The following is a 14509-nucleotide window of genomic DNA, read 5'->3' as shown; positions in this document are numbered from 1 at the left end:
CTGTGAAAACCAGCCGAAAGCAATCTCAGCAGACCGACGGTGCAGACCGGGGCACAACAGCGTCGCGGCGTCGGCGTTCAGCGCGCGCCCCGCGACGCGGCTGGCTCATCGGCGGTGGCCTGGTCGCGATTATCGCCATCGTTGCAGCGGTGGTGTGGTTTTCGCCGTGGCTGGTTGTGAAAAACATCGATGTTGAAGGCGTCGTCCACGGGGATAAAGACGCGATTGTCGAGGCCAGTGGTATCTCCGAGAATCAAAAGCTCATTCGCTTGGACACGGATGCCTCAGCGCGCTCCGTGGCGGGGCAGCCGTGGGTCGATAGCGTGACTGTCAGTCGTTCGTGGCCGCAGGGCGTGACTATTTCGGTACGGGAATTCACCCCGGTGGTGTTTGTCCGTGCCACTGACGGAGAGCATCTGTTTTCCGCAAATGGTCAGGAGTTCGTCACGGCAGCCCCGCCGGCGGGTGTCATCGAGGTTGTTGATGCACCTCGTGTGGATGAGCCAACAGACGGCAAAGTTGACCCCGAACCGCGCGTTATCAAGGCGGTTTTGAACGTCGTCAAGGCGTTGCCAGAGCCCGTTGCACACCGTGTGGAGCGGATTAGCGCTCCTTCCGAGGCAGAGATCAAGCTATTTCTGACCGATGGATACGAGGTGTACTTCGGGTCCTCGGATAATGCGGCAGAAAAGGCACGCGCGACGGAGATTGTGCTGAACCGTGGCGAGAAGATTTGGAATGTCTCCAACCCCCGACTACCCGCTGCTAAGGGAGAGTAGAGAATGGTGGTGTCTGGAGTGATTTCTGTGGCTAAACACTATCCCTCAAGTGCAGGTTTAAGGTAGCGACACGCGCTAAAAGGTCGCTGAATTATTTGCAGTTTTCGACCACAATGGGGTCAACAGCTTTTCGGCCATGATGCACTTCTTCCGTGCGGTGTCATGGAGAGCTGTACTGCCCGGCGGTGCCAATGCTGTCGTGCGGCCCATGTGCAACGTGGCTAGATGAAATTATTTAGGACCTATAGGAAAGGGCGAGAAACGCGCAATGACCTCCCCGAATAACTACCTCGCCGTTATCAAAGTCGTCGGTGTCGGCGGCGGTGGCGTCAATGCTGTCAACCGCATGATCGAGGAGGGGCTGAAGGGTGTCGAATTTATCGCAGTCAACACCGACTCGCAGGCCCTGATGTTCTCCGACGCTGATGTCAAGCTCGACATTGGGCGTGAGGCAACTCGTGGTCTGGGAGCTGGCGCTAACCCCGAGGTTGGCCGCACTTCCGCGGAAGACCACAAGGACGAGATTGAAGAGACCCTCAAGGGCGCCGACATGGTCTTCGTTACCGCAGGTGAGGGCGGTGGAACCGGTACCGGTGCAGCTCCGGTTGTCGCGAGCATCGCCAAGAAGTCCGGTGCCCTGACTGTTGGTGTCGTAACCAAGCCGTTCGACTTCGAGGGCAAGCGCCGTGCACGCCAGGCCGCCGAGGGCATTGAAACCCTCAAGGAGGTCTGTGACACCCTTATCACCATTCCGAACCAGCGTCTGCTGCAGATTGGTGAACAGGATCTGTCCATGATGGACGCGTTCCGCTTCGCCGACGAGATTCTTTACAACGGTGTCCAGGGTATTACTGACCTGATTACCATTCCGGGCATGATTAACGTCGACTTCGCCGACGTCCGCTCGGTAATGGCTGAGGCTGGCTCGGCTCTGATGGGCGTTGGTTCCGCACGCGGCGACGACCGTGTGATGAACGCCGCTACTCAGGCCATTAACTCCCCGCTGCTGGAGTCCACCATGGATGGTGCACAGGGTGTGCTTATTTCCGTCGCCGGTGGCTCCGACCTGGGCTTGATGGAGGTCAATGCCGCCGCGTCCATCGTGGAGGAAAAGGCTGACCCGGATGCCAACATCATCTTCGGTACCATCATCGACGACAACCTCGGTGACGAAGTTCGCGTCACTGTGATTGCTACCGGTTTTGAGCAGGGTAACGGAAACCCGCTGGACAAGCCAGCCGCAGGTGCCGCTGCACGTCCGGCTACACAGGATGCCGAGGCGCGTCCGGCCGCTGAGCAGGCACCGCGACAGGGCAGCGCACTGCCGGGCGGTGACAACCTCGGCGCTCCGGCCCCGCGTGTGGAGGAAGAGCGCCCGGTCGCACAGCCGCGCGAGCGTGAGGATCGCGACCGCTTTGTCCCGCGCACCAACCCGAACAGCGGTGGTCTGTTCACCGATAACCCGACACCGCGTACGCAGGAAAACCGCACCTACCGTGGTGCTCACCGTTACGAGGATCGCGATGACCGCGACGACCGTCGTGGCGGCTACCAGGCTTCCAGCGACCTGCCGGAGTGGGGCTTCTAAGAAATCATGACTGAATCCCGCCGCAGCCGAAAAATTCTGACGAATCGGCGCGGCGGGTTTTCGCTGCCACCATATGATTCCTTCAATCTTGGAGATCATGTCGGCGATGACCCGTCCGCAGTCGAACGCAACCGCCAGCGCTTGGCCGATTCTCTGGGAATCGACCGTGCCCGCTTCGTCTATATGGAGCAGCTTCACACCAACACGGTCACCGTCGTCAACGAACCACAAACTGAGCCTGTCCCGGCCACCGACGCCATCGTCACGACCACGCCGGGTCTCGCGCTGGTAGTACTCGTTGCCGATTGCGTTCCCGTCTTGCTTTCCGACGATCATGCGGGTGTCGCCGCTGCGGTACACGCGGGGCGAACCGGCGCCCGCAACGGAATCGTTCGTAAATCTGTCGAGAAGATGATTGAGCTCGGTGCCATGCCCGAGAATATCCATGCGCTTCTCGGTGCGGCGGCTTCTGGCCACAATTACGAGGTGCCTGAGTCGATGGCCGATGACGTCGATAAGCATTTACCCGGAGCGAAGACGCGAACGAAGCAGGGGACTGCCGGTGTTGACGTGCGCGCCGGCCTGATGCGTCAGCTCTATGACCTCGGTGTACGGCATGTCAATGTCGAGCCCAGCTGCACTATTGAAAGTGAGCAGTACTTTTCCTACCGGCGGGAGGGGAAGACCGGCCGTCAGGCGGGCATCGTAATCCTGCCTGAGCAGGGCTAAGTTTCAAAGTTGTAATTTTGGCGCGCCAAATTTGCGCGTGTCTATGCGATATTGCCAACCCAGCCGGTAGGTTGTGGGTAGCACAGACTTAAATTCGCACACTAAGAAGGACGTAGCAGAAGATGGCTGATTTCTTCCGTGGGGTTTCAAATTTCTTCGGTCTTACCCCGACTGATGACGCGGCTTACGACGAGCACTACGACGAGTTTGACCGCCGTGACGAGGAGCGTTTTGATGACTCCTATGCCGACTCGCGTCGTGCGGAGCGTCACCGCTACGAGCTGCGCGAAGAGGCTCCACGTGAGGCTGCAAGTGTGAACTCCCGCGAGGAGGACTACCGCTACGGCAACCTGCACTCCGTTGCTGAGACCAAGGAACCGGAGCAGGTCTTCATCAAGCCGGAAAGTGGTTTCCAGGACAAGTACTCCAAGGCTCCGGACATCGGTTCGCACTTCCGCGACGGTGACATTGTCACCTTCGATCTGAGTGAGCTTGACCCATCTGAGGCTAAGCGCTACGTCGACTTCGTTGCTGGACTGGTTTTCGGTTTGCGCGGTCGAATCAAGGCTGACGGCTCCGTGTTCACCCTGTACCCGCATGGCTGCGATGTCAACGAGGGCCAGTTCGACCGGATGTCCGGCTAGTCAGCCGGCTCGCATGGCTTGTTAGTGTTTCGTATTTCGATCAATTAGCTAGACTGTTTATTCGTGTCTTCACTACTGCTAGTTCTGCTAATCCTGCTGAAGCTTTTCACCTATCTGCTGTTGGCTCGCATTGTGATTGAAATGATTCAGTCATTTTCTCGCTCTTGGCGACCAGGCAGGGTGTTTTCGTCGATTGGCGAAGTTGTTTTTGTCATTACCGACCCGCCGGTGAAGCTGTTGCGCCGACTCATCCCGCCTATGCCGATGGGCAACGTGATGGTGGACATGTCTGTGCTTGTTTTGTTCTTTATCCTTATGATTCTGCGAATGGTGCTGCAGGTAGCTCTCGGCGCGGTGGCGTAAATATCGCTAACTGTTTGCTTGGGGTCCACAATGTGGATTTCGGTGGAGCTGTGTTGTTTTGACTGTCCCGAATGTGATGTTCTCGGGCATTGAATTGCTACCGGGGGTGTTAATCGGGGGCAATAATAGGAACCCGTTGGGGAATGTAATCCCCAATGGGTTTTTATTGTGTCGGGGGTAAAGTTCTGTGGCTAAAGGTGCAGGGTAAGGGCGAGGTTTAACGTTTTACTAGAACTTTGCCATTGGTTAGAACGTGGGGGATAGAGTCCTGCCCAAAATAAATGGGGTGAGGACTGTGACTAGAGCAGGTAGGATTGGCCGGGTAAACAGTACTACTGGAAATAATTCTCTTAAGATTTCTTAAGAACTGTCCGCTCAAAGTGTTAGGGGAACTCACCATGCCGTTGACTCCGGCTGATGTGCATAATGTGGCTTTCAGCAAGCCTCCGATTGGCAAGCGTGGTTACAACGAGGACGAGGTCGATCAGTTCCTCGACCTCGTAGAGGACGCACTGGGTGAGCTCCAGGATGAAAACGCTGAGCTGCGCCAGCGCGTTGAGGACCTTGAAGGTCAGCTAGAGCAGGGTAGCGGCGCAGACTACGCTTCTTCCGGTGCTGCGGCTGCGGCGCCGGCTGTCGATGAGGACAAGCTGCGCAAGGAAATTGAGCAGGAGCTGCGCGCTGAGTACAACGAGCGCCTGAGCGCTCAGCAGCAGGAGATTGAGGCTCACTACCAGGATCGTCTGGATGCTCTTGAGAAGCGTGCTTCTGAGGCAGAGGCTTCTGCACAGCAGGCTTCCTCCGCAGCTGCGGAGCAGCCGCAGGCAGTTGCAGCAAGCACCGGCACCGAGTCGCAGGAAGTTAGCCTCCGCGCTGCTCGTATCCTGCAGGCTGCTCAGGACACCGCTGATCGCGTCACCACTGACGCCGATGCTGAGGCCAACAAGCTTGTCACCGAGGCTCGTGAAAACGCTGACCGCACCGTGGCAGAGGCCAATGAAGAGGCCGAGCGCACTATCACCAACGCTCGCAATGAGGCAGAAGCAACTTTGGCTGATGCCAAGGAGCGCAGTGAGCAGCTGCTGGCTGATGCCCGCAACGAGTCTGAGTCGACCCTCACTGACGCTCGCCAGCGCAGCGAGCAGATGATCAGCGACGCAGACGCTCGCTCTAACGCCACCATCACCGCAGCGCAGCAGAAGGCAACCGCGCTGCAGGACGATGCAGAGCGCAAGCACCACGAGATTATGACCACCGTCAAGGAGCAGCAGACCGCTCTGGAGGGGCGCATCGAGGAGCTGCACATCTTCGAGCGCGAGTACCGCACCCGCCTGAAGACCTTCCTGGAGTCCCAGCTGGACGACTTGAACTCTCGCGAGTCGGCTGCCCCGGCCGACGGCTACAACAACTAATTACGTAGCCAACACGTAGAAAACCACCACGCTCGGCTCCACAGAGAGGGGAGGCAGAGCGCGGTGGTTTTTGTTATCTTTCCCTGCGAACCAATCGCATTCTTTGTTCCGGTCAGGGTTGTAGTAGTTGCCTGAGACACTGCTATACTGACACCCATACGCGCAATGAGCCGGCCATCACCGGGGAGCGTTTCGGAAGAACAGTCCAGTAGAAAATGGGCCCAGTAGAACCGAACGGTTTGGCACCGTTACAAAGCCTTATTAAATAAGCGGGCTATCGCGTGAAACCGCATGGTTCTTGTTCGCAAGAACCGTCGTAAAGCGTGATGCCAAGCGGGGTGGTACCGCGCGAGACTCCTTTTCAGCGTCACCAGTAACAACGCTGAAGGGGCTAGGCATGCGTCCCCGTGGTGAGTATTAATGATGTTCGACCACGGAAGTGACGTAGAAACGGTGTCTAATTCGAACGATGTAAATGCCTCTGCTGAGGCCACTCCGGCAGGTGGCGCGTATCCGCGCACTGCTGACTTTGGTAAGTACACCTCCAGCCCGAAGTTCCCGGAGCTGGAAGAAAAGGTCCTGGAGTACTGGGGCAAGGACAGCACTTTCCAGGCCTCTATCGATCAGCGTGATGGTGCTGACGAATACGTCTTTTATGATGGCCCGCCGTTCGCCAACGGTCTACCGCACTACGGTCACCTGCTGACCGGTTACGTCAAGGACATCGTTCCGCGTTACAAGACCATGCGTGGCTACCAGGTTGGTCGCGTCTTTGGCTGGGACTGCCATGGTCTGCCGGCTGAGCTGGAGGCAGAGAAGCAGCTCGGTATTAAGGACAAGGGCCAGATCGAGGAAATGGGTCTGGCTAACTTCAACAAGTACTGCGCTGAGTCGGTGTTGCGGTACGCGGGCGAGTGGAAGGAATATGTCACTCGTCAAGCGCGTTGGGTTGATTTTGACGGCGGATACAAGACCATGGACATGAGTTACATGGAGTCCGTGATTTGGGCCTTCAAGGAGCTCTACAACAAGGGCCTGGTCTACCAGGGATTCCGCGTGCTGCCGTACTCCTGGGCAGAGCACACCCCGCTGTCCAACCAGGAGACCCGCCTGGATGACTCCTACAAGATGCGGCAGGACCCGACCCTGACCGTGACTTTCCCGTTCACCGGCGCCAAGGCAGGCTCGGCAGCGGAGAAGACGCTGGCGGACAACCCGGTGCTCGCTGACACTGCGGCTATCGCTTGGACCACCACGCCGTGGACGCTGCCGTCCAACCTTGGTCTGGCCGTGAACCCGAAGGTCACCTACGCCGTAGTTAAGGTCGGCGAGGATTCCTCCGTGCCGGAGTTTGCAGGTAAGACCTTCCTGCTGGCAGAAGCACTGATTGGTGCCTACGCCAAGGAATTGGGCAAGGAACACGAGGTCGTGGCTACCTTCGCTGGTGCTGACCTGGAAGGCCTGACCTATCAGCCGATCTTCGACTACTTCGCAGATCACCCGAACGCTTTCCAGATCATGGTGGCCGACTATGTCACCACCGAGGACGGTACTGGTGTGGTCCACCAGGCGCCGGCCTTCGGTGAAGACGATATGAACACCTGTAATGAATACGGCATTGATGTCATCATTCCGGTGGACATGGACGGTAAGTTCACTTCACAGGTGCCGGAGTACCAGGGCAAGTTGGTCTTTGACGCCAATAAGGACATCATCCGTGACCTGAAGGCCGCTGGCCGCGTCGTCCAGCACCGCACCATCGAGCACTCCTACCCGCACTCCTGGCGTTCGGGCGAGCCGCTGATCTACATGGCACTGCCGAGCTGGTTTGTGTCCGTTACCAAGATCCGCGAGCGCATGGTGGAGCTCAACCACAACGAGATTGAGTGGATGCCGGAGCACGTCCGCGACGGTCAGTTCGGCAAGTGGCTCGAGGGCGCACGTGACTGGAACATCTCCCGTACCCGCTACTGGGGTTCGCCTATTCCAGTGTGGGTTTCCGACAACGACGAGTACCCGCGTGTCGACGTCTACGGTTCCCTCGATGAGCTGGAGGCGGACTTCGGCGTTCGCCCGACCACACTGCACCGCCCGGAGATTGACGAGCTGGTTCGTCCGAACCCGGACGACCCGACCGGTAAGTCCATGATGCGCCGCGTCCCGGATGTCTTGGATGTCTGGTTCGACTCCGGTTCCATGCCGTTTGCGCAGTTCCACTACCCGTTCGAGAACAAGGAGTGGTTCGAGTCCCACGCACCGGCCGACTTCATTGTGGAGTACATCGGCCAGTCCCGCGGCTGGTTCTACCTGCTTCACGTCCTGTCGGTTGCACTGTTTGACCGCCCGGCGTTCAAGAAGGTCGTCGCCCACGGCATCGTGTTGGGCGATGACGGCAACAAGATGAGTAAGTCCAAGCGCAACTACCCGGACGTCAACGAGGTCTTCGACCGCGACGGCTCCGACGCCATGCGCTGGTTCCTCATGTCCAGCCCGATTCTGCGCGGCGGCAACCTGATTGTCACCGAGCAGGGTATTCGTGAGGGCGTGCGCCAGGCGCTGCTGCCGATGTGGAACGCATACTCGTTCCTGCAGCTCTACGCTTCCAAACCGGCCGAGTGGTCGGTAGACTCCGACAACATCCTGGACAAGTACATCCTGGCCAAGCTTGCAGCAACCGTCCGTGCTGTTACTGAGTGCCTGGACAACACTGACATTGCTTCTGCCACCGATGAGGTCCGTCAGTTCTGTGACGCACTGACCAACTGGTACGTGCGCCGCTCCCGCGACCGCTTCTGGGCCGGCGATGTCAAGCACCCAGAGGCCTTCAATACCTTGTACACGGTGCTGGAGGTTCTCACCCGCGTGGCTGCTCCGCTGCTGCCGATGGCCACCGAGGTCATCTGGCGCTCGCTCACTGGCGGCCGCTCGGTGCACCTGGAGGATTGGCCGGACGTCGACAAGCTGCCGACCGATGACGAACTCGTTGAGTCCATGGACATTGTCCGCAATGTCTGCTCGGCAACATCGCGCATCCGCAAGGCCAACCAGCTGCGTAACCGCTTGCCGCTGAAGAAGCTGACCCTGGCATTCCCGGATGCCGAGCGTCTGCGTGAGTACACCGACATCGTTTCCTCCGAGGCCAACGTCGACAAGGTGGAGTTCACCTCCGACGTGGACTCGGTGGGACGTTTCGAAGTCTCCGTTAACGCTCGCGTGGCCGGTCCACGCCTGGGTAAGGACGTCCAGAAGGTCATTAAGGCTGTGAAGTCTGGCAACTACGAGGTTGCCGACGGCACGGTTGTCGCCGATGGTATTCCGCTGCAGGAGGGTGAGTACACCCGCAACCTGGTCGCGATCTCGCCAGATTCCACCGCTGAGGTCGACGGCGTCAATGGCCTGGTTGTGCTCGACACTGAGCTCGACGAGGACCTGGAGTCCCGCGGTTGGGCCGCTGACCGCATCCGTGGTCTGCAGGATGCCCGCAAGAACGCTGGCCTTGAGGTCACCGACCGCATTTCGGTGAAGTTGCAGGTGCCGGCCGAGCGTGAGGAGTGGGCCAACCGCCACGCTGACCTCATCGCCCGGGAAGTTCTCGCAACCGCTTTCGAGGTCGTCGCTGGCGGAGAGTCCCTGAGCTACGACGTGGCGGACGGCTGCTCGGCGGATATTGCCAAGCAGTAGGGGAGAGTAATCTCTATGCCGACTTCCGGGCGGTGGGTTCTGCACATCGACATGGACGCGTTCTTCGCGTCCGTCGAGCAGCTCACTCGCCCGACTCTGCGCGGGCGGCCAGTTCTCGTCGGCGGGCTGGGTGGTCGAGGTGTGGTCGCCGGTGCCTCCTATGAGGCCCGCGCGTACGGCGCGCACTCGGCTATGCCGATGGCTCGCGCACGTCGTCTCATGCCACCGACCGCAGTGACGGTCAGCGCGCGCAAGGGCATCTACGGGCCGGTGTCGCGCCGCGTGTTCTCTGTAATCCGCGAGCGCGTGCCCGTGGTCGAGCAGCTCAGCGTTGACGAGGCTTTCATGGAACCCGAAGAGCTGCAAGGCGCCTCGAAGGAGCAGGTCATTGCCTGGGCGGAGCAGCTGCGGGCAGATATTCGGCGGGAGACCGGCTTGGCCTCGTCGATAGGCGCGGGCGCGGGCAAGCAGTTCGCGAAAATTGCGTCAGGCCTGGCGAAACCCGATGGCGTGTACGTGCTGGACCCCGCACGCAATCACGAGCTTCTACACCCATTACCGGTAGAGAAGCTCTGGGGCATCGGCCCTGTCACCGCTGCAAAATTGCACACGCTGGGCGTGGAGACGATCGGTGATTTTGCCGCCATGTCCCAGCGCGATGTCGAGGTTTCGCTGACATCCAAAACCGGTGTGATGCTGTGGCAGCTGGCGCAGGGGACGGACGATCGGCCGGTTAAGGAGCGAGATGTCGCCAAGTCTGTATCGGCGGAGTACACCTACCCTGAGGATTTGGAGTCGCAGGCCCAGCTCCACGCCGCCGTCGATCGCGCGGGTGAGTCCGCTTTTCGACGGCTCAAAAAAGATGGCCGTGGTGCCCGCACCATCACTTGCAAGGTGCGTCTGTCTGACCTGAGCATCCATACCCGATCTGAGACACTCGCCTATGCCACACAGGATTTCGACACTCTCATGGCCGTGGCGCACCGAATCGCGTTCACGCCCGCGGAGGTCGGCCCAGTGCGACTGGTGGGCGTCGGTTTCTCCGGGCTGGATTCGCACATACAAGAAGTCCTGTTTCCTGAGCTCGACCGCGCTATCACCGTCGAAGATCGAGTGCCAGCACCTGCGCTTTCCGACGCTCCCGCCGGCCTGGTCGAGCTATCTGGAACCGGTGCGTTGCCGACCGTTCGGCTTTCCGATTCCAAGTGGGCACCTACCTCGGATGTGCACCACAGCGAGTATGGACATGGTTGGGTGCAGGGTTCGGGGCACGGGATTGTGACTGTCCGCTTTGAAAGCCGCACCAGTGGCCCCGGGCGCATGATTACGCTGAAGGAGGACGACCCGGAGCTGCGCCCGTGCTCCGCGGTGTGCAGTTTGGACTGGCCGGAGTGGCTGGCATCCGACGAAGCAGCAGCTCTCGACTTGCCGCAACCTGAACGGGAAAGCGAAGACGAACTCGGCCCCGACGCGGATGCTTGATGCGGTTGCCTGCCTCGATGCCGTTCGCGGCGCTCTGTTTATGCGCTGTCCGTAAACTGGGGCACTATGACTACCGAATCCCGCATTGCAGAGCTTGAGACAGCTCGCCGCGCCTCGTTGCGCAACACCGATCGAGATCCGAATCCGTCGACCACACTTCCCGACGACGGTCTGGATAACCGCCAGCGCATGCTGAACGGTCAGTGGTATATCGCCGATCATCCGGAATCACAGGCTCTGAACGCGCGAATTGGCCAGGTGGCCGCTGAATTTGAGGTCGCATTCCGCGAAAACCAGCAGGCAGCACAGCAAGTGCTAGCACCGGCACTGGGGTCTTTCGGAGAGAGCAGCACCGTTCGCCCGCCGATCTACCTGGACTACGGCGATAACATCCACATCGGCGACAACGTTTTCATCAACTTTGGGCTCACCGCACTTGACGTGGTGAAGGTGACAATCTGCGACTATGCGCAGCTCGGGCCCAACGTGCAGCTGCTTCCACCAGTACACCCACTGGGAGCTGAGGCCCGCGCCGCTTATCTAGAGTCTGGAGATGAAATCATCATCGGACGCAATGCCTGGATCGGTGGCGGAGCCATCATCCTGGGCGGTGTTCACGTCGGCGACAATTCTGTGGTCGCCGCGGGTGCCGTGGTGACTAAGGACGTTCCCGCGGGCGTAGTCGTGGCTGGAAACCCGGCGAAAATCATCCGCATCATCGAGGCGTGAATTAGAACAGCGTCTGCGGATGCACATTCGCAGCCAGCGCGGCGGCGAGAATGATGCGCGCCTGCGGTGCATGCACGCAACCAGCGCTAATCACACCGTGCCGAGCCAGCGTCGCACCGCCACCGGCACCGCCGTAGGCGGCGTGGACATCACCGCGCGGAACGCGCGTTGCCATCACGACGGTCACATCAGCCGCAATGGCCCGGTCAATGGCAGCGGCAAACTCATCGGAGACATTGCCCGACCCCAGGCCCTCTACGACAATGCCGCGTGCACCGGCGGCGACTGCCGAATCCAGCAGTGATCCATCTGCACCCAAGTAGGCGGGGATAATCTCTACCTTCGAGCCCGCCAAAGCCGCCAGAGGCAGCGGATCTGGACGAACCGGCTCCTCCGGTGCATTAGTGGCAAAAGCCAAAGGATCGGTTGTGTGCCACTTCGTCGCACCTCGTACCGGCAAGACTGCGTGGCCAAAGACAATAAGAACGCCAATTCCCTGCGCAGAGGCATCGGAAGCAATGGTCACGGCCTCAAAGAGGTTCCCCGGTCCGTCGGTTTCCGGATGATCATAGGGAAGTTGTGCACCAGTAAAGACAACCGGACGCGAGTCAGCATGGAAAATATCGGCAGCCATGGCCGTTTCCTCCATCGTGTCCGTGCCATGAGTTACGACGACACCGTCCACGGAGTCGTCGTCAAGCACTTCGTGAATAGTGGCGAGAATACGGTCAACGTCGGTGAACGCGAGATTCGACGAGTCCAGCATCCCGAGCTCACGAACCTCCAGCTCTAACATGCCCTCTGGATAACGCTGCGCGACCGCTGCGACGAGCTCCGTGCCCGAGATGGTCGGGGTTAGCGCACCGCTGTGATCCGTGGTGCAGGCGATGGTGCCGCCGGTGGTGATGACAACGATTCGGCGAGGGGAGGCCGTGCTAGACGAGGCCGAGCTAGCCGGGGAATGATCCTGAGTCGACATGTCCACCATCTTACCCAGGCGTTGTTTTGGCCTTGTGTAGGATTATGGAAGGCGTGAAGCCAGCGAATCTTCATGCAGATTTTATTGGAGTAGTGCACATATGAAAGTCCCCTGCAACCAGCGCGTTAGCGGAATGCGTTGGCGCACAGCGCGTGGTGTGACAGTAGCGGCAATGGTCTCGGTCAGCGCACTTGGGCTCGCTGCCTGCGGTGGTGGCAATACTGCAGCGCCGACGACTGAATCGAAGACATCCAGCTCGGCGGAACCAGTCATCATGCTGCCGACGCGCGCAGAGCTTAACGACGTCCTCGCACGCCTTATCAACCCCGATTTACCTATCGAGGAAAAGGCGCTGACCATCGAGGACGGAGATACTGCCGGCGATTTCTTCGACATTGTCACCAATAGTGCCAATGAGCAGGAAATCAGCTTTGATGTCATTGATCCGATCACGCCCGGCTTCACGACGAAGCAGGCCGTAGCCGGCGTCAATATCCTCCGCCCGGAGGAAGATCCGATGCTCGTGGATCAGGTGGACTTCATTTACAGGGATGGCCGTTGGATGCTGAGCAAGGAATGGGCCTGCAACCTGGCATCGACGCTTGATCCGGAGCACAAGCCGGGGTTCTGTCTCGCGCCGGGCGAAACCCCTCCGCCGCCGCCTGAGCCGGAGGAAGAAGCCCCAGTTGAAGAGGCTCCGGTCGAGGAGGCCCCAGCACCGGTCGAGGAGCCAGCCCCGGCTCCGGCGCCCGAACCACCCGCTGAGGAAGTTCCGCCTCCTGCACCTGAACCGCCGGCTGAGGAGGTCCCGCCTCCTGCGCCGGCCCCGGCTCCGGCTCCGGCGGAGGACGCGCCTCCTCCGCCTCCACCGGCTTAGGCGCCATCGGGCCAGGTATCACAGCCTAGTCCGGTCGGGTGCACTGGGGCAGACAAAAGAAAGTGTCTAGGTTTATGACAGTTCCGCCCATTTTTTGGGCAGAAAAGTGACATAAACCTAGACACTTTCTCGTCTTCTAACCTTGCGCTGGCCAGAGCTATTTCTTCTGGGCTACTTCTTCGACCCGCTGCCGTCCTTAAACTCCAGCCCGCGGTGCGTCTGCTGAGTGATGCGCACATCGGAGTTGCCGTCGCCGTAGGTCACGGAGGTCACAAAGTCGATGTTGCCCTTCATCGGAAGCGGCTTAGTCAGGTCGATGGTGACGCGGTCGGCAAGCATGTCAGTCGTGGCCTCGACAACCTTCAGTGCACCCTCGCCGCCAGTGTCCAACTCGGTGACGGTCGGCACCTGCTTGACATCGACCTTCAAATTAACAATGTCGCCCGCACGGCTGAGCAGGGTATAGGTCACCTTCTGCGTCATCGTGGTCTGGCCTTCGACCTCGCTTTCGACCGTCCAGGTTGCATCCTTTCCGATGTCCTCGGAGGGGAAGACGATAGGTACGGAATGCAGCTGTTGCAGCGCCATCTCCACACCAGCGCGAGCGGTGTCGGTCGCCTTCTCCGGCGCTCCCAGTTTGAGTTCCTTGACCTCACCAGTGGCCGTTGTTGACCAATCAGAGATAAAGCCCTGTGCGGTAGCGATATCCTCATTCAGCTCATCGTTGGAGCCGTGGGGTTTACCCACCTCTGACGTCACCACACGAGTATCGTTATCGCTGGTAACAGTGCTGGTCAGGGGGATTTCCAGGCGGGTGTCCGGGAACGTCTGGTCGCTATTGGCGTTTCCGCCACGCTGCGCGAAGCCCTGCGTCACCGCCACGGTCGACTCCTGCTCTGCACCGTCGTCCTTCCAGCGCACGCTCGCCAGCTCACCGCTACCAGCACTGGTCAATTCGACCTTGGGTTGTGCAACGTCCACGGGTTGCGTTTCCACCGAGCTTTCCGACGAGCACGCGGCCAATGACACCACAGTGGTAGCGGCAACAACAGCGGTGCCGACCCTCGCCAGCAGGCCATGCTTGGTGTGACCAGGCTGGTCGCTGCGGCTAGGTCGACGGAACCACGAGGAGGTGGTGTCTCCTGCACGTCGTAAAGCAGTGGAGGCCGGAACAAACTGAGATTGGAAACGTCGAGTCACACCGGTTAGCGTACCGGTTTCGCGGTGGATAGGAACCACCCGGGCG

The 14509-nt window shown here is 59.7% G+C and carries 12 protein-coding genes; 10 read left to right on the top strand and 2 right to left on the bottom strand.

The window, feature by feature from the left end; all coding sequences use genetic code 11:
* The first annotated feature begins 2 nt into the window (after window positions 1–2).
* From QP981_RS04295 to QP981_RS04255, 9 genes are all read left to right on the top strand, one after another.
* The gene (locus tag QP981_RS04295; protein WP_049192950.1) at window positions 3–779 is read left to right on the top strand and encodes a cell division protein FtsQ/DivIB; all 777 of its coding nucleotides are present in this window, start codon (window positions 3–5) and stop codon (window positions 777–779) included.
* A 268-nt stretch (window positions 780–1047) separates the two neighbouring features.
* Window positions 1048–2367: a cell division protein FtsZ gene (gene ftsZ / locus QP981_RS04290; RefSeq protein ID WP_187400342.1), complete on the top strand. Its 1320-nt coding sequence runs from the start codon at window positions 1048–1050 to the stop codon at window positions 2365–2367.
* Between the two features lie 6 nt (window positions 2368–2373).
* Window positions 2374–3096, top strand: a complete 723-nt coding sequence (gene pgeF, locus QP981_RS04285) for a peptidoglycan editing factor PgeF (RefSeq protein ID WP_187400343.1) — start codon at window positions 2374–2376, stop codon at window positions 3094–3096.
* A gap of 122 nt (window positions 3097–3218) precedes the next feature.
* The gene (gene sepF, locus QP981_RS04280; RefSeq protein WP_070833944.1) at window positions 3219–3740 is read left to right on the top strand and encodes a cell division protein SepF; all 522 of its coding nucleotides are present in this window, start codon (window positions 3219–3221) and stop codon (window positions 3738–3740) included.
* Window positions 3741–3803: 63 nt separating this feature from the next.
* The gene (locus QP981_RS04275; protein WP_048731166.1) at window positions 3804–4103 is read left to right on the top strand and encodes a YggT family protein; all 300 of its coding nucleotides are present in this window, start codon (window positions 3804–3806) and stop codon (window positions 4101–4103) included.
* A 398-nt stretch (window positions 4104–4501) separates the two neighbouring features.
* Window positions 4502–5515: a DivIVA domain-containing protein gene (locus tag QP981_RS04270; protein WP_284857469.1), complete on the top strand. Its 1014-nt coding sequence runs from the start codon at window positions 4502–4504 to the stop codon at window positions 5513–5515.
* Between the two features lie 420 nt (window positions 5516–5935).
* Window positions 5936–9196 (top strand): isoleucine--tRNA ligase, encoded by a 3261-nt coding sequence (gene ileS, locus QP981_RS04265; protein ID WP_284857471.1) that lies wholly within the window; start codon window positions 5936–5938, stop codon window positions 9194–9196.
* Between the two features lie 15 nt (window positions 9197–9211).
* A complete protein-coding gene (locus QP981_RS04260; protein ID WP_070429553.1) occupies window positions 9212–10678 on the top strand; it encodes a DNA polymerase IV in 1467 nt (488 codons plus the stop codon).
* Window positions 10679–10744: 66 nt separating this feature from the next.
* A complete protein-coding gene (locus tag QP981_RS04255; protein ID WP_284857472.1) occupies window positions 10745–11407 on the top strand; it encodes a sugar O-acetyltransferase in 663 nt (220 codons plus the stop codon).
* 1 nt (window position 11408) lies between these two features.
* Here the strand turns inward: QP981_RS04255 and QP981_RS04250 are convergent, their stop codons facing one another.
* The gene (locus QP981_RS04250) at window positions 11409–12386 is read right to left on the bottom strand and encodes an asparaginase (RefSeq protein WP_070607110.1); all 978 of its coding nucleotides are present in this window, start codon (window positions 12384–12386) and stop codon (window positions 11409–11411) included.
* Window positions 12387–12558: 172 nt separating this feature from the next.
* On the opposite strand from QP981_RS04250, the gene QP981_RS04245 reads away from it, so the two are divergent.
* Window positions 12559–13263, top strand: coding sequence for a WKL family lipoprotein (locus QP981_RS04245; protein WP_284870003.1), 705 nt, complete (start codon window positions 12559–12561; stop codon window positions 13261–13263).
* A 171-nt stretch (window positions 13264–13434) separates the two neighbouring features.
* Here the strand turns inward: QP981_RS04245 and QP981_RS04240 are convergent, their stop codons facing one another.
* Window positions 13435–14463 (bottom strand): hypothetical protein, encoded by a 1029-nt coding sequence (locus tag QP981_RS04240; RefSeq protein ID WP_284857473.1) that lies wholly within the window; start codon window positions 14461–14463, stop codon window positions 13435–13437.
* Window positions 14464–14509: the final 46 nt, after the last annotated feature.

The sequence above is a fragment of the Corynebacterium sp. MSK047 genome (genome assembly GCF_030232285.1).
Lineage (GTDB): Bacteria > Actinomycetota > Actinomycetes > Mycobacteriales > Mycobacteriaceae > Corynebacterium > Corynebacterium jeikeium_D.
The sequence above is the reverse complement of the archived record's forward strand: the minus strand, read 5'-3'. Positions and strand labels throughout refer to the sequence as shown.

What these genes read in the sequence shown, in the direction of transcription:
- ftsZ (WP_187400342.1), top strand. Translation starts at nt 1,048, where the DNA reads ATGACCTCCCCGAATAACTACCTCGCCGTTATCAAAGTCGTCGGTGTC.
- pgeF (WP_187400343.1), top strand. Translation starts at nt 2,374, where the DNA reads ATGACTGAATCCCGCCGCAGCCGAAAAATTCTGACGAATCGGCGCGGC.
- sepF (WP_070833944.1), top strand. Translation starts at nt 3,219, where the DNA reads ATGGCTGATTTCTTCCGTGGGGTTTCAAATTTCTTCGGTCTTACCCCG.
- QP981_RS04270 (WP_284857469.1), top strand. Translation starts at nt 4,502, where the DNA reads ATGCCGTTGACTCCGGCTGATGTGCATAATGTGGCTTTCAGCAAGCCT.
- ileS (WP_284857471.1), top strand. Translation starts at nt 5,936, where the DNA reads ATGATGTTCGACCACGGAAGTGACGTAGAAACGGTGTCTAATTCGAAC.
- QP981_RS04260 (WP_070429553.1), top strand. Translation starts at nt 9,212, where the DNA reads ATGCCGACTTCCGGGCGGTGGGTTCTGCACATCGACATGGACGCGTTC.
- QP981_RS04255 (WP_284857472.1), top strand. Translation starts at nt 10,745, where the DNA reads ATGACTACCGAATCCCGCATTGCAGAGCTTGAGACAGCTCGCCGCGCC.
- QP981_RS04250 (WP_070607110.1), bottom strand. Translation starts at nt 12,386, where the DNA reads ATGTCGACTCAGGATCATTCCCCGGCTAGCTCGGCCTCGTCTAGCACG.
- QP981_RS04245 (WP_284870003.1), top strand. Translation starts at nt 12,559, where the DNA reads ATGGTCTCGGTCAGCGCACTTGGGCTCGCTGCCTGCGGTGGTGGCAAT.